This window comes from Amycolatopsis sp. cmx-11-32 (genome assembly GCF_047608695.1).
GTDB lineage: Bacteria > Actinomycetota > Actinomycetes > Mycobacteriales > Pseudonocardiaceae > Amycolatopsis.
Genome location: NZ_JADNQN010000002.1, coordinates 81959 through 98583, shown reverse-complemented (window position 1 = coordinate 98583; position 16625 = coordinate 81959). Strand labels below are relative to the sequence as shown.

Below are 16625 nucleotides of genomic sequence, written 5' to 3'. Positions count from 1 at the left end.
TCGGACGCGGGCTGGAGGGTTACCCTCGCGCGGTCGTCTGGTACCCGCGACCGCCGAGCGGGACTGGAACGAGTTGAGGAGTTTTCGACCATGAGCGTCCACTGGCGCACGCCATGACGAGGCCCGCTCGCCTGGCCGTGGGAGTCGTCTCCGCGGGCCGGGTCGGCAGTGTCGTCGGCGCCGCATTGGCGAGGGCCGGTCACACCGTCGTAGGGGCCTCCGGCCTCTCCAACGCTTCGCTACGCCGGGCGGAGCTACTGCTCCCCGACGTGCCCCTCCTCCCGCCCGACGAGGTCGCCCGCCGCGCCGATCTCGTGCTGCTGGCGCTGCCTGACGACGCGCTCGCCGGGATGGTGCGCGGCTTCGTCGCGACGGGATCACTGAGGCCGGGGCAGATCGTCGTGCACACTTCCGGGGCGCACGGCATCGACGTCCTCGCGCCCGCCGCCGAAGCCGGGGCACTGCCGCTGGCCCTGCACCCCGTGATGACCTTCACCGGCCGCGCGGAGGACCTCGACAGGCTGGCCACCTGCAGCGTCGGCGTCACTGCCACAGAGGGTGACGAAGCGGCGTGGAACGTCGGTGAGGCGCTGACCGTGGAGATGGGCGCGGAGCCCGTCCGGGTCCCTGACGAAGCGCGAGCGCTCTATCACGCGGCGTTGGCGCATGGCGCGAACCACCTGATGACACTGGTCGCCGACTGCGCGGAACTGTTGCGGGAAGCGGGAATCGCCCAGCCCGAACGCCTGGTGGCTCCGTTGTTGTCGGCGGCGTTGGATAATGTTCTGCGACACGGGGACCGGGCGCTGACCGGGCCGGTGGCCCGTGGTGATCTCGGCACCGTGCGTAAACACCTCGCGGTGCTGGCCGAACGTGGCCCCGACATCGCCCCGAGCTATCGCGCGCTGGCCAGGCGCACGCTGGCGCGCGGTGACGCCGCCGGCCTCTTGGACGCCTCGGCCGCCGCCGAGCTCACCGAACTCCTCAGTGATCCCGCAGATCCCGCAGACCCCGCCGAAGGGCAGCAAAACCAGTGACCACACCCAAATTCGCCCGAGGCACGCTGCACACCTTCCAGCCGCCGGAGCAGGTGAGCCAGGTGACGCGTGCCCTGCACGGGGTCGGCCGCAAGGTCGCGCTGGTGCCCACCATGGGCGCCCTGCACGCGGGGCACCGTGAGCTGATCCGCCGGGCGAAGCGGCTGCCGAACACCGTCGTCGCGACGTCGATCTTCGTGAACCCCCTGCAGTTCGGGGAAGGCGAGGACTTCGAGGCGTACCCGCGTCCGCTGGACAAGGACCTCGAAGTGCTGAAGGAGGACGGCGTCGAACTGGGCTTCCTGCCCAAGGCGTCGGATCTGTACCCCGACGGGGCCACCGTCACGGTGCACCCCGGCGCGCTCGGTGACGAGCTCGAAGGGGCGGTGCGGCCGGGGCATTTCGCCGGCGTGCTGACCGTGGTGGCGAAACTGCTCAACATCGTGCGGCCGGATTACGCCTTCTTCGGGGAGAAGGACTACCAGCAGCTGGTGTTGATCAAGAAAATGGTGCGGGACCTGAACTTCGACACCCGGGTCATCGGGGTCCCGACGGTCAGGGAACGCGACGGGCTGGCGTTGTCCTCGCGCAACGTCTACCTGACTCCTGAACAGCGCGAGGACGCGGTCGTGTTGTCGGCGGCACTCACCGCGGGTGCCTTCGTCGGGCGCGACGGCGCGGACGCCGTGCTGGCGACCGCCAGGCAGACCCTCGCCGCGCGAACCGCGGTCGAGATCGACTATCTGGAATTGAGGGGAACCGACCTCGGGCCCGCGCCCGTCGACGGTGAAGCGCGGTTGCTGATCGCGGCCAGGGTGGGGAGTACCCGGCTGATCGACAACGTCGGCGTGGTGCTCGGCGTCGCCGCGGACCATCCGGAACACGCGCTGGACGCAGGGGAATAGGGAGAGTCCACGATGTACCGCACGATGCTGAAATCGAAGATCCACCGGGCGACGGTCACCCAGGCCGATCTCCACTACGTCGGATCGGTGACCGTCGACGAAGACCTGATGGACGCGGCGGATCTGCTGCCGGGCGAACAGGTGTCCATTGTGGACGTCACCAACGGTGCGCGGCTCGAGACCTACGTGATCGCGGGCGAACGCGGCAGCGGGGTGCTCGGCATCAACGGCGCCGCGGCGCATCTGGTGCACCCCGGGGACCTGGTGATCCTGATTTCGTACGCGCAGATGGAGAACGCCGAGGCGGCCGCGTTCCGGCCGCGGGTCATCTTCGTCGACGCGGACAACCGGATCGTCGAGAAGGGCGCCGACCCAGGGCACGCGCCGGAGGGATCCGGACTGCTCAGCGGCACCGTGACGCTGGCCGACGACGACACGATGACCTTCCCGGTCGCCGAAACCGCCGACGCCCGCCGTCTAGACGCGCTGCTGCACGCCGAAAGCTGAGCCCTTGCTGCTCACGGTCGACGTCGGCAACACCAACATCGTGCTCGGTCTCTATGACGGACCGGCGCTCGTAGGCGACTGGCGCATGCGCACCGACGCGCGGATCACCGCCGACGAGCTCGCGCTCACCATGCGCGGGCTCCTCGGCGCGCACGCGGACGCGGTGACCGGGATCAGCGCGCTGTCCACGGTTCCCGCCGTACTACGGGAACTGCGGGTCATGCTTGCGCGGTATTACGGCAGGTTGCCGAAGATCGTCATCGAGCCGGGGGTGCGCACGGGGGTGCCGCTCCTGGTCGACAACCCCAAGGAAGTGGGCGCGGACAGGCTGGTGAACACTCTGGCCGCGCACCACCTGCACCCCAGGACCGCCTGTGTGGTGGTGGATTTCGGGACTTCGACCAATGTGGACGCCATTTCCGCGAGGGGTGAGTTCCTCGGCGGCGCGTTCGCGCCCGGCATCGAGATCTCGGTCGACGCGCTGGCCGCCCGTGCCGCGGCGCTGCGCAAGGTGGAACTGGTGCCGCCGCGGTCGGTGATCGGGAAGAACACCGTGGAATGCCTGCAATCCGGCATCCTCTTCGGGTTCGCCGGTCAGGTCGATGGCCTGGTGAAGCGGATCAAGCGCGAGCTTTCGCCGGGCGGAATGGAGCCGGTCGCGGTGATCGCGACCGGTGGCCTGGCGCCTCTGGTGCTGGAGGAGTCGGAGACGATCACCGAGCACGTCCCGGACCTGACCCTGCTGGGTCTGCGCCTCGTCTACGAGCGCAACCACACCTCCGCGCGTTCGTGATCAGACGGGCATCACGCGTGATCAGACGGGCATCACGCGTGATCAGATGGACATCTCACGTGATGTCCGTCTGATCACGCGAGTTACGGGTTTGGTGAGCGGCGCGAGGCGATCAGCAGGACTCGCCGCGTGATCAGTTCCTGGTTCCGCAGCGCCTGTCGCCGTACACCTCGGCCCAGATCCCCGCCGACGCGGGTGCGCCGAACGTCGCGGTGAAAGCCGCCATCCAGTCCGTCATCGTTTACGCGCCCGGAACACGATGGTGGTGAGTGGAAGGTCGAATTCCCCCGAGGCGGTTTCCGGATTCCGGTCGAGGAATTCCCGCGCTGTGCGAAGTTTGGCCTCGCGTTCCTCCGCCGAGGCCACCAGCATGTGCGAATGGGTGGCGAGCGTTTCCACCAGGCTTTCCGCCGTCCTGGGCTGTTTGTGGCCGAAAGTCTCCCTCTCGAACGGCTCGAGGGCCTCGTGTTCCGGCAGCGATTCGTAATCGTTCAGCCAGCGCCTGCTCACCGAGGTCTTGATCAGCGCGTTCAACTCGGCCAGCCAGCCCGCCGACCCGTCATCGTCGTGGTTCCACAGCGCGGCAACGACTCCGCCCGGTTTGAGCACCCTGGCCATCTCCGGATAGGCCCGGTCGAGGTCGAACCAGTGGAAGGCCTGGCCAACGACCACGGCGTCCACGGATTCGTCCGGCAGCGGGATCTTCTCGGCCGTCCCGATGAGCGGCGTCACCCCCGGGAACGCCTTGGTGAGTTCTTCGAGCATCTTCGCGTCCGGTTCGACCGCGGTGACCGCGAGACCGAGGGCGAGCAGCCCTTCGGTGAGCTTGCCGGTCCCCGCGCCGAGGTCGAGGACCCGTTCCGGGGTTGTTCTCGCCCCCGCCAGCCCCCAGGCCAGTGCCTTCTCCGGATAGTCCGGCCGATGTGCGGCATAGGCGGCGGCCTTCGCGCCGAACGAGGCGGCGCGGCGTGCGTGCAGTTCGGGTTCGATGCCAGGAGTGGATGAGTTCACGCGAGCCAGGTTAATGGAGCGAAAACCGGCTGGGCCGGACCCGGAAAAGGTAATCCGGTTGGCGTAGGGAAGGAGCGGGTTCGTACGCTGTGCGCATGACTGAAATCCCCGCATCCGAGGGCGTGAGCCCCGACGAAGACCTGCCGGAACAGATGCGGGTGCGCCGGGACAAGCGCGACCGGATAATCGCGGAGGGTATCGATCCGTATCCGGTCGAGGTGCCCAGGACGCACTCACTGGCCGAAGTACGGGCGAAACATTCCGGCCTTCCGATCGACACGGCCACCGGCGAGACCGTCGGCATCACCGGCCGGGTCATGTTCCTGCGCAATACCGGCAAACTGTGTTTCGCGAGTCTTCGTGAAGGCGACGGCACCGAGTTGCAGGCGATGATCAGCCTGGCGAAGGTCGGTGAAGACGCGCTCGCGGCGTGGAAGTCCGATGTCGATCTTGGTGATCACGTATTCGTCGAGGGCGAGGTCATCACCTCCAAGCGCGGTGAGCTTTCCGTGCTGGCCGACTCATGGCGCCTCACGTCGAAAGCATTGCGCCCGTTGCCCGTGGCGCACAAAGACCTGGCAGAGGAAACGCGGATCCGGCAGCGTTATGTCGACCTGATCGTGCGTCCCAAGGCGCGGGACGTGGTCCGTACCCGCGCCGGTGTGCTGCGTTCCCTGCGTGACTCGTTTCACGGCCGGGGATTCCTCGAGGTCGAGACCCCGATGCTGCAGACGCTGCACGGGGGCGCGGCGGCGCGGCCATTCGTCACGCATTCGAATGCCTTCGACCTCGACCTGTACTTGAGGATCGCGCCGGAGCTGTACCTCAAGCGTTGCGTGGTCGGCGGTATCGAGAAGGTCTTCGAGATCAACCGGAACTTCCGGAACGAGGGCAGCGACTCGTCGCACTCGCCCGAGTTCGCCATGCTCGAGTACTACGAAGCGTATGCGACCTATGACTCCAATGCGGTGATGACGCGCCAGCTCATCCAGGAGGCGGCGCAGAACGTTCTCGGCACCCAGGTGGTCACTCTCGTCGACGGTTCGGAGTACGACCTGTCCGGCGAGTGGACCACACTCGGAATGTACGAGTCGTTGTCCGAGGCGTTGTCGGAGGAGATCACTCCCGAGACATCGGTGGACAAGCTGCGTTCCTATGCCGAAGGGCGAGAGCTGGAGCTCGACCCGAAGTTAGGGCACGGCAAACTCATCGAAGAACTTTGGGAAAACCTCGTCGGAGATCATCTTCACGAACCTACTTTTGTCCGTGATTTTCCGGTCGAGACATCCCCGCTGACCAGGCAACATCGCAGCAAGCCGGGGGTGGCGGAGAAGTGGGATCTGTACGTGCGCGGATTCGAACTCGCCACCGGATACTCGGAGCTGGTCGATCCCGTGGTAGAACGCCAGCGTCTGGTGGAACAGGCCCGGCTGGGTGCGCAGGGCGATAGTGAGGCCATGAACCTGGATGAGGATTTCCTCCGTGCGCTGGAGTACGGAATGCCGCCAAGCGGTGGTGTCGGAATGGGGATCGACCGGTTGCTGATGGCGCTGACCGGCCTTGGTATCCGGGAGACCATCCTGTTCCCGCTCGTGCGGCCTGAATAACCCGTCCGCGTGACAGATACCTCGATCGTTCTCGTAAACAAGATTTGCGTTATGTCTCGGTAGCGGGTATTAATGTCGCTAGACAAAGTCTTCTGTCCGGGGCATGCCCCGTACCAGATCTTTCGTGTAAGCCCCCAGCAGGAGGAAACAGATGGCACAGAAGGTGCTCGTCTCGCTTGTCGACGACCTCGACGGCACAGAGGCGGAAGAGACCGTCGAGTTCGGTTTGGACGGTGTGAGCTACCAGATCGACCTTTCCGCGGAAAACGCGGAAGAGCTTCGTGACGCGCTGGCCCAGTATGTGGAGCACGCTCGCCGCGCGGGTGGCCGTAAGCGCACCGCCATTCGTCCGGTCGCCGGCGTGAAGGCCGCCGCCCGCCCCGCGACCGTCGACCGCGAGCAGAACCAGGCCATTCGCGCCTGGGCCCGCAAGAACGGCTTCCAGGTTTCCGACCGTGGACGTATCCCGTCCGAGGTCGTGGAGGCCTACCACAAGAAGAACTGAAGGTCTTTCAGGCTCGCTGGCCGCCGGGAACTATTCCCGGCGGCTTTCTTGTTCTTGTACACGGTTCAAGCGGGCGTACTCCGTGGGCACCCATCCGGTCACGGAGCGGAAATCCCGGATGAGGTGCGCTTGGTCGCTATAGCCCAGCACCGTCGCCAGTTCCGCGTAGTCCGGCCGTTCCTCGGCTGCGATCCGTGCCGCCGCTTCGTTCAACCGGTATACCTGAATCGCCCATTTGGGGGCGGTGCCGACATGTTCGGCGAACAGGCGTTGCAGACTTCGCTGAGACAAGCCCGTTCGGCTTGACAACTCGCCGACCCGGGTAATGGCCGGTTCGGCCGCGATTGTTTCCACCGCTTCGATGGCCGTCCGGGCCGCGGCGGTGAGTGCCGGGTGTTTCGCGAGGAGCAGTTCCTCCGCCGCGCGAACCATTTCGAAGTCGTTCGTCGCATTGCGTACCGATTCCGTCACCGGTACGGCGCCGGTGAAGAGATCGGTGAGCGGAACGGAACGACCGGAGATCATCGTGACCGGACCGGTGAGGAATGCCCGGAAAGCCCCTGGCCGGAATCGCACACCGATACCGTGGTCCCTACCCGCCACGACGTAGCGAAAAGGTCGTTTCCCCGGCCCGGACGCCCCGGACGCCCCGGACGCGTCGCCGAAGAAGGTGACGTTCACCGCGAGATTGGGCAGGACCACCTGTTCATGGGGTGGACGGTCGCCCAGATCCCAGCGCAGTACCCAGTGGTGGTCGACGAACGGCCGCAGTTCCGGCGCGGGCTGGTGCCGGACGAGGCTGAACGCCGCGCTCGCCTCCCGCGCGTTGACGACCCCCGCCGGAATCCGGTGCCCGCTCACCCGCTCAACCTAACCGTGTCGCGTTTCTTCAAGACAGCGCGGCCGATCCCGGGTACTCATGGCGGTATGTCCGAACACGCTGCTTTGATCACTCCCGCCGCCGCGGAATTCGCCGGAATCCTGCGCGGGATCGGCGAGGCCGACTTCGCCGCGCGCACCCCGTGCGCCGAGTACGACGTCCGCGCGTTGCTGAACCACCTTCTCTACTGGGGTCCCTGGCTCGAAGCCGCCGGGCGCAAGGCGTCGCCGCCCGAGGTGTCCACCGGCGAGGCGGAGGCGGGCCTCGTCGGAGACGACTGGCTCGACGCGCTGGAGAAGCAGACCGCGCGGCTCGTCGAGGTCTTCGGCACGCCCGCGGCGTGGGAGGGGCAGACCACCTTCGGCGGCAATCAGATGCCCGCGTCGATGGCGGGGTACATGGTCCTGGACGAGTTCGTCTTCCACGGCTGGGACCTCGCCATGGCGACCGGCGCGGAGTTCGCCGTCCTCCCTGAAGTCGCCGAGGCCGTCTACGCCATCGCGCTGGAGATCGGAGAGCAGGCGCGGGCGATGAAGGTGTACGGCGAAGAAGTCGTTGTCGCGGAAGGCGCGACGATCTTCGAACGCGCTTTGGGCGCCACTGGACGGAATCCCGGCTGGACTCCTTAACGGATTCGCGGACAGCCGCCGCATTCCGATTCCGCGGGTAACAGATAGGAGTAACAGCAGCTTTCGCGGTTTCTCGTCCACTCGCGGCGTCCATCGGCCCCTGTGGCCAGTCGCAGCTTCGACGCCGATGTCAGCGGAGGGAATCGCGATTCGAGGACCAGCGCGGCGTCCGCGACCCCGGCACCCTCGGCGTCGGAGTTCCCTTTCAGCTGTCCCGCCGACCACAGCGCGTTGTCGAGCGAGTCCGTGGCGGCCGCCCACAGTTGCCGTCGCCCGAGCCGCGTCAACGGCCCGTAGACGTCGATGAACCGGTCCGCGTGCGCGATGAAGCGGCCGCGGAGGATCGCCGCCAGCGTGCGCTCGTCCTGGACGACGACGGCTCCCGGATGCGCCGAACCCGGATCGGTCGGCAGGCAGTGGAACCCGTCGCCGAGGACGGCGACCGAGTCGGGGTGCGGCCGGTCGCCGCCGATCCGGAAGGCCAGCGCGGACGGCGCCAGCGACGGGACGCGGCGTTCGTGGTGCAGCAGCATCGCGCCGGCGAACGCCGGGACGTGCAGGTACCAGGACAGGATCCAGCTCGCCGGGGTCCGCTCGGGAATCGCGGGCGCCGCCGGATACCGCTCGGCCAGCCAGCCGCCGAGCCGCTCCCGCCATCGCACGAGACGGTCCGGTTCGTCGAGCAGGTCGGCACAGCGGACCCAGCCCGGCTCGGCCTCCGGCACGGCTCCGAGGATCCCGGCTTCTTCCGGCATCCTCGAGAGGGAGGTTTGGAGCCCGTCTTCGGGCGCGGCGAGTGCGTGAGAGGACCGCTGATGCCGCACACCGGTCCCCTCGCGTTAGATAGCCTAACCTTATCTGTCGTCGGGGACTACTCCGGACGGGTGTCCATCCACTGGGCAGTCCTTGTTCTCCGGTCTTGTTCGCGCTCAGCGGACAAGGGGCGTCAGGCGGAATCCAAGTACGTGTTCGCACGTTGGGCTTGAGGTAAAGGTGCAGGGCAACCGGAAGATGAAAGAGCGCACGGCCGGAGAGCGGCCGAGGCGCGAACGGGCCGCAATCAGCCGTAGTGGTACGCCAGCGCGACCGCTTGGCTACTAGAGTGGTCTTACGGTGCTGAATCCATCGCGGTGAAAGCACGATGGATACGGGCCGCCGTCGCAGCAGTCGAGGGAGTGCACATGTTTGAAAGGTTCACCGACCGCGCGAGGCGGGTGGTCGTCCTGGCCCAAGAAGAAGCCAGGATGCTCAACCACAACTACATCGGCACCGAGCACATCCTCCTGGGTCTGATCCACGAGGGTGAAGGTGTCGCCGCCAAGGCGCTGGAATCGCTGGGCATCGCGCTGGAGGGCGTCCGCCAGCAGGTCGAGGAGATCATCGGCCAGGGGCAGCAGGCCCCGAGCGGGCACATCCCCTTCACTCCGCGGGCCAAGAAGGTGCTTGAGCTGTCGCTGCGCGAAGCGCTGCAGCTCGGCCACAACTACATCGGCACCGAGCACATCCTGCTCGGGCTGATCCGCGAGGGAGAAGGCGTCGCCGCACAGGTGCTCGTCAAGCTCGGCGCGGACCTCAACCGGGTGCGTCAGCAGGTCCTGCAGCTGCTGTCGGGCTACCAGGGTGGCAAGGAGTCGACCGAGACCGGCTCCGGACGCGGTGAAGGCACCCCGTCGTCGTCGCTGGTGCTCGACCAGTTCGGCCGCAACCTGACCGTGCAGGCCCGCGAAGGCAAGCTCGACCCGGTCATCGGCCGCGGTAAAGAGATCGAGCGGGTCATGCAGGTGCTGTCGCGGCGCACCAAGAACAACCCGGTCCTGATCGGTGAGCCCGGCGTCGGCAAGACCGCCGTCGTCGAAGGGCTCGCGCAGAACATCGTCAAGGGCGAGGTCCCGGAGACGCTGAAGGACAAGCAGCTCTACACCCTCGACCTCGGCTCCCTGGTCGCCGGTTCCCGGTACCGCGGTGACTTCGAAGAGCGCCTCAAGAAGGTGCTCAAGGAGATCAAGACCCGCGGCGACATCATCCTGTTCATCGACGAGCTGCACACGCTCGTCGGCGCGGGTGCCGCCGAGGGCGCGATCGACGCCGCGTCGATCCTGAAGCCGATGCTGGCCCGTGGCGAGCTGCAGACGATCGGCGCGACCACGCTCGAGGAGTACCGCAAGTACATCGAGAAGGACGCCGCGCTGGAACGCCGTTTCCAGCCGATCCAGGTCGGCGAGCCGTCGCTCGAGCACACGATCGAGATCCTCAAGGGTCTCCGCGACCGGTACGAGGCGCACCACCGCGTCTCGATCACCGACGGCGCGCTGGTGCAGGCGGCCACCCTGGCGGACCGCTACATCAACGACCGGTTCCTGCCGGACAAGGCCATCGACCTGATCGACGAGGCGGGCGCGCGGATGCGCATCCGCCGGATGACCGCGCCGCCGGACCTGCGCGAGTTCGACGAGAAGATCGCCGACGTGCGCCGGGACAAGGAGTCCGCGATAGACGCGCAGGACTTCGAGCGCGCCGCCCGCCTCCGTGACGAGGAGAAGACCCTCCTCGGCCAGAAGGGCGAGCGGGAGAAGCAGTGGAAGGACGGCGACCTCGACGTCGTCGCCGAGGTCGACGAGGAGCAGATCGCCGAGGTCCTCGCCAACTGGACCGGCATCCCGGTGTTCAAGCTCACCGAGGAGGAGACCACGCGTCTGCTCCGCATGGAGGACGAGCTGCACAAGCGGATCATCGGCCAGGAGGACGCGGTCAAGGCCGTCTCCCAGGCGATCCGCCGTACTCGCGCCGGTCTGAAGGACCCGAAGCGCCCCTCCGGCTCGTTCATCTTCGCCGGCCCGTCCGGTGTCGGTAAGACCGAGCTGTCCAAGGCGCTCGCGGCGTTCCTGTTCGGCGAGGACGACGCGCTCATCCAGATCGACATGGGCGAGTTCCACGACCGCTACACCGCTTCGCGGCTCTTCGGTGCCCCTCCGGGCTACGTCGGCTACGAAGAAGGCGGCCAGCTGACCGAGAAGGTGCGGCGCAAGCCGTTCTCGGTGGTGCTGTTCGACGAGATCGAGAAGGCCCACCAGGAGATCTACAACACGCTCCTGCAGGTCCTCGAAGACGGCCGTCTCACCGACGGCCAGGGTCGTACGGTCGACTTCAAGAACACCGTGCTCATCTTCACCTCGAACCTCGGTACCTCGGACATCTCCAAGTCCGTTTCGCTCGGTTTCTCCCAGAGCGGGGACACCGCGAACCGGTACGAGAAGATGAAGCAAAAGGTCAACGAGGAGATGAAGAAGCATTTCCGGCCGGAGTTCCTGAACCGGATCGACGACATCATCGTCTTCCACCAGCTGACCAAGGACCAGATCATCCAGATGGTCGATCTGATGGCCGCCCGGGTCGAGAAGCAGCTCAAGGCCAAGGACATGGAGCTCGAGCTCACGCCCAAGGCCAAGGCGCTGCTGGCGAAGCGCGGCTTCGACCCGGTGCTGGGCGCGCGGCCGCTGCGCCGCACGATCCAGCGCGAGATCGAGGACCAGCTGTCGGAGAAGATCCTGTTCGGCGAGATCCAGGCGGGCCAGATCATCCTGGTCGACGTCGAAGGCTGGAACGACGAAGAGGGCGAGAAGGACGACAAGGCGCACTTCGTCTTCCGTGGCGAAGCCCGTCCCTCGTCGGTCCCGGACGCCCCGCCGGTCAGCATCGGCGCCGGCTCGAGCGAAGAGAACGGTGAAGCCGAGGCGGAGTAGGTCTCGGTGGGCGGAGCGTTCTGCCCAAGTAGTACATGAAGGCCCCCTTCCTTGCGCCTGGCGCCAGGAAGGGGGCCTTCATGTACTTGTGTGGGGGAGTGGGATCGGGTTCGGGCGCGGTGCCGGGACCGGTCCCGCTGCCGGACCGCGTCCCCCACTGTGTGGATTTTGGGACGTTAGACGACCCAAAGTCCACACAGTCCCGCGCGAGGAGTCCCTGTGACCACCGGACCCGAAGGGGGTGTGTGGAAATAGGGAAACTCAACGTCCCTATTTCCACACACCCCCCATCCGATGACCTCACATATCGGTGTTGTGGTGCCGATAGAGCAGGGAAGGGTGGCGGTGACGCGCCCGACCGCCGCTTTCGATCGCGCGGCTGCGGTTCGTGAGAGCACCGGCCTACATCCACGTGTGGAAGTGCTGCGCCCCCTGGAGAACGCGAAGCCGGGCAAGGCGTCGCCGTAAGGTGCCGATCTTCGCGTGAGACGATGCCATCGGGTCCGGGAGGGGGTCAGGTGGACGTTCTGGCGATCGATTTCGGTACCTCCAGCACGGTCGGGGTGCTCTCGATCCACGGCAGGGGGACGCAGGTCGTCGAGATCGACGGGTCGGTGACGATGTCGTCCGCGATCTACGTCGACAAGGACGGCACCGTCTTAGTCGGCCGCGACGCCGAACGCCGCGCCCGCTTGGATCCGAGCCGGTTCGAAGCGAACCCGAAGCGGCGTATCGACCAGGGCGCCCTTCAGCTCGGTGACGTCACGCTCCCCATCGCCGACGCCTTCGCCGCCGTCCTTCACCGCGTCGGCGAGGAGGCCGAGCTTCTCCTCCAGCGCCCGCCCGCGCAGGTACGCGTCTCCCATCCCGCGGGCTGGGGCCCGGAGCGCAAGCAGATCCTCCGCGACGCCGCGCTCAAGGCCGGATTCGGCACCACACTGCTCATTCCCGAGCCGGTCGCCGCCGCCGCGCATTACGCCTCCCTCGACCACAACCACCGGCCGCCCGGTCCGATCGCGGTGTACGACCTCGGAGCGGGCACTTTCGACTGCGCGGTCGTCGGCGTCAGCGCCCAAGGGTTCGCCGTGCTCGCCGAGGACGGCTTGCCCGACCTCGGCAGTCTCGACATCGACCAGGCGCTGCTGGTGCACATCGGCCGCGAGGTGTCGCATTCGGAACCGGCTCAGTGGCAACGGATCCTGCGGCCGCAGTCGGTCAGTGACCGCCGGACGCGCCGATCGTTGCTGCAGGACGTCCGTGACGCCAAGGAAAGCCTGTCCCGGCACCAGCAGACCGAGATCCCGATGCCGGAGCCGTTCAGGGACGTGCGGGTCAGCCGGATGGAGCTCGAGGCGCTCGTCCGGCCGAGTTTCCTGCGCAGCGCCGAACTCCTGGCCACCACCATCCGCCGCGCCGGGCTCGCCCCGGCCCACCTCGGCGGCGTCTACCTCGTCGGCGGGCCGAGCCGGATGCCGTTGCTGGCGAGTCTGCTGGCGAATCAGCTCAGGATCACGCCGACGACGCAGGACCAGCCGGAGACGGCGGTCGCGTTCGGGTTGCACCACGTGCCGGCGGGTGGCGAGGACTCCCAGCTGACCGTACCCGCCTTCGCTCATGTCGCGCCGCCGGTGCGAAGGCAGCAGCCGTCGGTCCAGCAGCAGCCGCCTCGGCGCCCGCAACCTCCGCGCTGGACGCCGCCGCAGCCCCCGCCGGGCCGGGATTGGCGGAAGCCCACGACGTACGGTGTCATCGTGCTCGCTCTCGCGGCGATCGTGACGACGATCGTCCTGCTCAGCGCCGGTAAGGAAGAACCGGTCGCCGTGGCACCGGAAAAGCGACCGGCCTGCGACCAGGCGGGCCGGAAGGACACGCAGGGGTTCACGGACTGCCTCCGCCGGATCGCCGCCGTCATCCCGAGGCGGGACGACTGCCGGGACGCGCCGGACGCGGCCGCCGCGATGGGCGCGACGTCGGCGGTCACCTGCGTGTTCAAGAACGAGGGGGCGTCGAACGCGATCAACTACTACCAGGGCGTCGCGATGACCGCCTTGGAGGACGACGCCCGGCGCCAGATGACCAAGGGCAAACCCGTGGAGGGCACCTGGGCGGCCGACGGCCTGCGCGGGCGTTACCTGGCGGGCGTTGGCAAGCGAAGCGGCGTCGTGCTCTTCGGGACCGAAGACGCGCCAGTGAGCGCGATGCTCGTCTCGACCCGTCGCGACGGGACGGCGCGGACGACCCAGGAGATGGTCGACTTCTTCACGGCCCAGCTGAAGCCCTGATCGGGGTAGCCATGACTCCATGGAAGCCATCTGTGACCTGGCCGAACTGGAGCGGGTCGTGGGGAGCAGACAGCTGCCGGTGATGATGAAGTCCATCGACAGGCTGGCGGTGATCACCTCACGGGACGGTGACGGTCAGGCCGACGCCAGTCCCAAGGGCGACCCGCCCGGTGTCATCCGGCCGATCGGGCCGACGACCGTCGCGGTCGCCGACCGGCCCGGCAACCGCCGCACCGACACGTTCCACAATGTCCTCGAACAGCCGGACGTGGCGATCGTGGCCCTCGCGCCCGGCGACGACCGCGTCCTCGAACTCACCGGCACCGCGAGCGTCAGCGCGGATCCCGCGCTGCGCGAGCCGATGGCCGAGCGTGGCCGCACGCCCAAGGCGGTGCTGCTGGTCGAGGTGGCGCGCGCGGCTCAAGCACAGCGCGACGGTCCGCGATGCCCGTCTCTGGGACGCCGGGCAGCATGTCGACCCGGAAGGACTACCCAAACCCGCCGCGATCTGGACCGACCACGTCAAGCTCAACGAGACCACCGGCGTCGCCGCGAAGCTCCTGCGGAAGGCGGCGGGCGAGCGGATGATGCGTGCCGCGATCTCCGTGGACTACCGGCAGAACCTGTACTGAGTCAGTGCAGGGTGCCCGCGGGCGTCGAAAGATCCTCGGTGACCGAAAGCGCCGTGTCGACGATGATCCCCAGCGCCTCCGCCGCCCGATGCACGGCGAGGCTCGGCGCCGTCGTCCGCGCGGCCTGTTCCGGCGTGTAGGGAACGTGCACGAAACCGCCCCGGACGCCGGGAAAGTCGTTGTCCAGCAAGTGCGTCAGCCCGTAGAAGACCTGGTTGCACACATACGTCCCGGCCGTGTGCGAGACCGACGCCGGAAGTCCCGCGGCCTCGATCCCCGCGACGCACGCCTTCACCGGCAAGGTCGTGAAGTACGCGTTCGGCCCGCCGGGGATCACCGGGACGTCGACGGGCTGCGAGCCCGCGTTGTCCGGGACACGCGCGTCGATCAGGTTGATCGCGACCCGTTCCGGGGTGACGCCTGCCCGGCCACCCGCCTGTCCTACGCAGATCACCAGTTCAGGCCGGTACTCGTCGATCGCGTCGCGCAAGGTGACCAGCGAACGCGAGAACACACACGGCAGTTCGACGGCCACCGTGTCGTGCCGACGGCCGGTGAGCAGGGAAACCGCCTGCCACGACGGGTTCACCCGCTCACCGCCGAACGGATCGAAACCGGTGAGGAGCACTGACGTCATGCCTCTCACCCTAACGTGTGACGGAGGTCAGGCCGCCGGCTTGAGGTCCCCGGGGTAGAGGAACTCGGGCGCGGGCTTGGTGTTGCCGTAGAACCACGCGTCGAAGAAGCCTTGGAGGTTCTTGTGCGCCATGCGTTCGGCGAACCTCTGGAACTCCGGCAGGCTCGCGTTGCCGTCGCGGTGCAGTGACGGCCACGTCTTCAGGATGCGGTCGAACGGAGCCGCGCCGATGTAGTTCTTCAGCGCGTGCAGTGCCGCCGGGCCCTTCGAGTACACGTAGGTGAACTCGTTGCCGGGCCCCATGTCGTACAGCTTCCCGGCCCAGAACCGGTCCGTCGCCTTTTGCACGGCGGTCAGGTAGCGCGCCTTGAGGTCCTGGCCCGACTTCGCCTCGGACCACATCCACTCCGCGTAGGAGGCGAAGCATTCGTTGAGGCAGACGTCCTTCCACTTGTCGACGGCGACCGAGTCACCCCACCACTGGTGGGCGTTCTCGTGCACGATCGTCGGGATGTTGCCCGCCGCGCCCGAGTAGATCGGCCTGCTCAGCGTCTCCAGCGAGAACCCGATCGGCTCGGCGAGGAAGATGCCGCCCGCCGCGTCCACCGGGTACCGCCCGAACCTCGACGCCAGGAAGTCGATGATCTCCGGCAGCCGCGCCTCGGCCTGCTTGGTCGCGGCGGGGGTGCCGGGGGCATAGGCGTTGACGACCGGGGTGCCGTCGGACAGCTTCGTCCGCTCGAACTCCCATTTGTCGATCGCGACCGTCGTCATGTACGGCACGGCCGGGGTCTCCTCGGCCCAGACGTACGTGGTGTTCTCGCCGTTCTTGAACCGCCCCCGCTCGCGGCCGTTGGAGATGACGCCCCACTCCGAGGGCACGGTGACCGTGAGATGGAAGGTCGCCTTGTCGCGCGGGGTGTCGTTGACCGGGTACCAGGTCGTCGCGGACTTCGGCTCGCCCGCGACGAACGCGCCGCCGGATTTCGCGAACTGCCAGCCGTTCTCGCCGAGCAGCGGATCTTCGATCGGCCGCGGGACGCCGTGGTAGGCGATTTCGGCGGTGAACCGCTCGTGGCCGCGCAGCGGGCGGGCCGGGGTGATCACCAGTTCGTGGTCACCGGTCCGGGTGAAGGCCGCCTTCCGCCCGTTGACCTTGACCGAGTCGACGGTCAGCCCGCGCAGGTCGAGGTTGAACGAGCTCAGGGACTGCGTCGTCCGGCCGGTGATCGTCTGCAGGCCGGTGAGCTGTTTGGTGGCCGGTTCGTAGCCGATTTTCAGGTGGTAGTCGCCGACGTCGTAGCCGCCGTTGCCGTCCTGCGGGTAGTAGCTGTCGCCCGCGCCGTCGGCGCCGGGTTCGCCGGTGTCGGCGAGGGCGGTCCCACCGCCGAGGACACTCGCGGCCAGGACGGCGGCGATGACGGCCGCACTCCGGTACCTCATTCACGCTCCCAGTCGAT

15 protein-coding genes and 1 pseudogene are annotated in these 16625 nt (G+C 67.5%); 11 read left to right on the top strand and 5 right to left on the bottom strand.

Annotated elements, in window-relative coordinates; translation table 11 throughout:
* Positions 1 to 113: 113 nt before the first annotated feature.
* Genes ACM6LR_RS04990 through ACM6LR_RS04975 form a run of 4 tightly spaced genes read left to right on the top strand, consistent with a single transcriptional unit; the run spans position 114 to position 3242 of the window.
* On the top strand, positions 114 to 1037 hold the full coding sequence (locus ACM6LR_RS04990) for a Rossmann-like and DUF2520 domain-containing protein (RefSeq protein ID WP_414941943.1): 924 nt from the start codon (positions 114 to 116) through the stop codon (positions 1035 to 1037).
* A complete protein-coding gene (panC, locus tag ACM6LR_RS04985) occupies positions 1034 to 1942 on the top strand; it encodes a pantoate--beta-alanine ligase (protein ID WP_414941944.1) in 909 nt (302 codons plus the stop codon). The genes ACM6LR_RS04990 and panC overlap by 4 nt, the downstream gene beginning before the upstream one ends.
* 12 nt (positions 1943 to 1954) lie before the next feature.
* Positions 1955 to 2449, top strand: a complete 495-nt coding sequence (gene panD / locus ACM6LR_RS04980; RefSeq protein WP_414941945.1) for an aspartate 1-decarboxylase — start codon at positions 1955 to 1957, stop codon at positions 2447 to 2449.
* Positions 2450 to 2453: 4 nt separating this feature from the next.
* Positions 2454 to 3242 carry a type III pantothenate kinase gene (locus ACM6LR_RS04975; protein WP_414941946.1) on the top strand — a complete coding sequence of 263 codons (789 nt, stop codon included), beginning with the start codon at positions 2454 to 2456 and terminating at the stop codon, positions 3240 to 3242.
* 234 nt (positions 3243 to 3476) lie between these two features.
* Here ACM6LR_RS04975 and ACM6LR_RS04970 read toward each other — a convergent pair whose 3' ends face one another.
* Positions 3477 to 4253 carry a class I SAM-dependent methyltransferase gene (locus ACM6LR_RS04970; RefSeq protein WP_414941947.1) on the bottom strand — a complete coding sequence of 259 codons (777 nt, stop codon included), beginning with the start codon at positions 4251 to 4253 and terminating at the stop codon, positions 3477 to 3479.
* Positions 4254 to 4348: 95 nt separating this feature from the next.
* On the opposite strand from ACM6LR_RS04970, the gene lysS reads away from it, so the two are divergent.
* Positions 4349 to 5860 carry a lysine--tRNA ligase gene (gene lysS, locus ACM6LR_RS04965; protein WP_414941948.1) on the top strand — a complete coding sequence of 504 codons (1512 nt, stop codon included), beginning with the start codon at positions 4349 to 4351 and terminating at the stop codon, positions 5858 to 5860.
* 151 nt (positions 5861 to 6011) lie between these two features.
* Positions 6012 to 6365, top strand: coding sequence for a histone-like nucleoid-structuring protein Lsr2 (locus ACM6LR_RS04960; protein ID WP_005165380.1), 354 nt, complete (start codon positions 6012 to 6014; stop codon positions 6363 to 6365).
* A gap of 30 nt (positions 6366 to 6395) precedes the next feature.
* On the opposite strand, the gene ACM6LR_RS04955 is transcribed toward ACM6LR_RS04960, so the two are convergent.
* Positions 6396 to 7226 carry an AraC family transcriptional regulator gene (locus ACM6LR_RS04955; protein ID WP_414941949.1) on the bottom strand — a complete coding sequence of 277 codons (831 nt, stop codon included), beginning with the start codon at positions 7224 to 7226 and terminating at the stop codon, positions 6396 to 6398.
* A 66-nt stretch (positions 7227 to 7292) separates the two neighbouring features.
* Between ACM6LR_RS04955 and ACM6LR_RS04950 the strand changes: the two genes are divergently transcribed.
* Positions 7293 to 7874 (top strand): TIGR03086 family metal-binding protein, encoded by a 582-nt coding sequence (locus ACM6LR_RS04950; RefSeq protein WP_414941950.1) that lies wholly within the window; start codon positions 7293 to 7295, stop codon positions 7872 to 7874.
* Here the strand turns inward: ACM6LR_RS04950 and ACM6LR_RS04945 are convergent.
* A complete protein-coding gene (locus tag ACM6LR_RS04945; protein ID WP_414941951.1) occupies positions 7871 to 8629 on the bottom strand; it encodes a (2Fe-2S)-binding protein in 759 nt (252 codons plus the stop codon). The genes ACM6LR_RS04950 and ACM6LR_RS04945 overlap by 4 nt on opposite strands.
* Positions 8630 to 9055: 426 nt before the next feature.
* On the opposite strand from ACM6LR_RS04945, the gene ACM6LR_RS04940 reads away from it, so the two are divergent.
* The 4 genes and pseudogenes from ACM6LR_RS04940 to ACM6LR_RS04925 all read left to right on the top strand — a co-directional run bounded on the left by ACM6LR_RS04940 (position 9056) and on the right by ACM6LR_RS04925 (position 14528).
* The gene (locus ACM6LR_RS04940; RefSeq protein WP_414941952.1) at positions 9056 to 11614 is read left to right on the top strand and encodes an ATP-dependent Clp protease ATP-binding subunit; all 2559 of its coding nucleotides are present in this window, start codon (positions 9056 to 9058) and stop codon (positions 11612 to 11614) included.
* A 518-nt stretch (positions 11615 to 12132) separates the two neighbouring features.
* A complete protein-coding gene (locus ACM6LR_RS04935) occupies positions 12133 to 13896 on the top strand; it encodes an Hsp70 family protein (RefSeq protein WP_414943261.1) in 1764 nt (587 codons plus the stop codon).
* Between the two features lie 19 nt (positions 13897 to 13915).
* A pseudogene (locus ACM6LR_RS04930) lies at positions 13916 to 14182 on the top strand (pyridoxamine 5'-phosphate oxidase family protein); the annotation flags it as partial.
* A gap of 85 nt (positions 14183 to 14267) precedes the next feature.
* On the top strand, positions 14268 to 14528 hold the full coding sequence (locus ACM6LR_RS04925) for a hypothetical protein (RefSeq protein WP_414942040.1): 261 nt from the start codon (positions 14268 to 14270) through the stop codon (positions 14526 to 14528).
* Position 14529: 1 nt separating this feature from the next.
* On the opposite strand, the gene pcp is transcribed toward ACM6LR_RS04925, so the two are convergent.
* On the bottom strand, positions 14530 to 15165 hold the full coding sequence (gene pcp / locus ACM6LR_RS04920) for a pyroglutamyl-peptidase I (RefSeq protein WP_414943260.1): 636 nt from the start codon (positions 15163 to 15165) through the stop codon (positions 14530 to 14532).
* A 27-nt stretch (positions 15166 to 15192) separates the two neighbouring features.
* Positions 15193 to 16608: a M1 family metallopeptidase gene (locus ACM6LR_RS04915; protein WP_414941955.1), complete on the bottom strand. Its 1416-nt coding sequence runs from the start codon at positions 16606 to 16608 to the stop codon at positions 15193 to 15195.
* Between the last annotated feature and the right edge of the window lie 17 nt (positions 16609 to 16625).

Coding starts and splice junctions, on each gene's coding strand:
- ACM6LR_RS04990 (WP_414941943.1), top strand. CDS start 114: ATGACGAGGCCCGCTCGCCTGGCCGTGGGAGTCGTCTCCGCGGGCCGG.
- ACM6LR_RS04940 (WP_414941952.1), top strand. CDS start 9,056: ATGTTTGAAAGGTTCACCGACCGCGCGAGGCGGGTGGTCGTCCTGGCC.
- lysS (WP_414941948.1), top strand. CDS start 4,349: ATGACTGAAATCCCCGCATCCGAGGGCGTGAGCCCCGACGAAGACCTG.
- ACM6LR_RS04915 (WP_414941955.1), bottom strand. CDS start 16,608: ATGAGGTACCGGAGTGCGGCCGTCATCGCCGCCGTCCTGGCCGCGAGT.
- pcp (WP_414943260.1), bottom strand. CDS start 15,165: ATGACGTCAGTGCTCCTCACCGGTTTCGATCCGTTCGGCGGTGAGCGG.
- ACM6LR_RS04950 (WP_414941950.1), top strand. CDS start 7,293: ATGTCCGAACACGCTGCTTTGATCACTCCCGCCGCCGCGGAATTCGCC.
- ACM6LR_RS04945 (WP_414941951.1), bottom strand. CDS start 8,629: ATGCCGGAAGAAGCCGGGATCCTCGGAGCCGTGCCGGAGGCCGAGCCG.
- ACM6LR_RS04960 (WP_005165380.1), top strand. CDS start 6,012: ATGGCACAGAAGGTGCTCGTCTCGCTTGTCGACGACCTCGACGGCACA.
- panD (WP_414941945.1), top strand. CDS start 1,955: ATGTACCGCACGATGCTGAAATCGAAGATCCACCGGGCGACGGTCACC.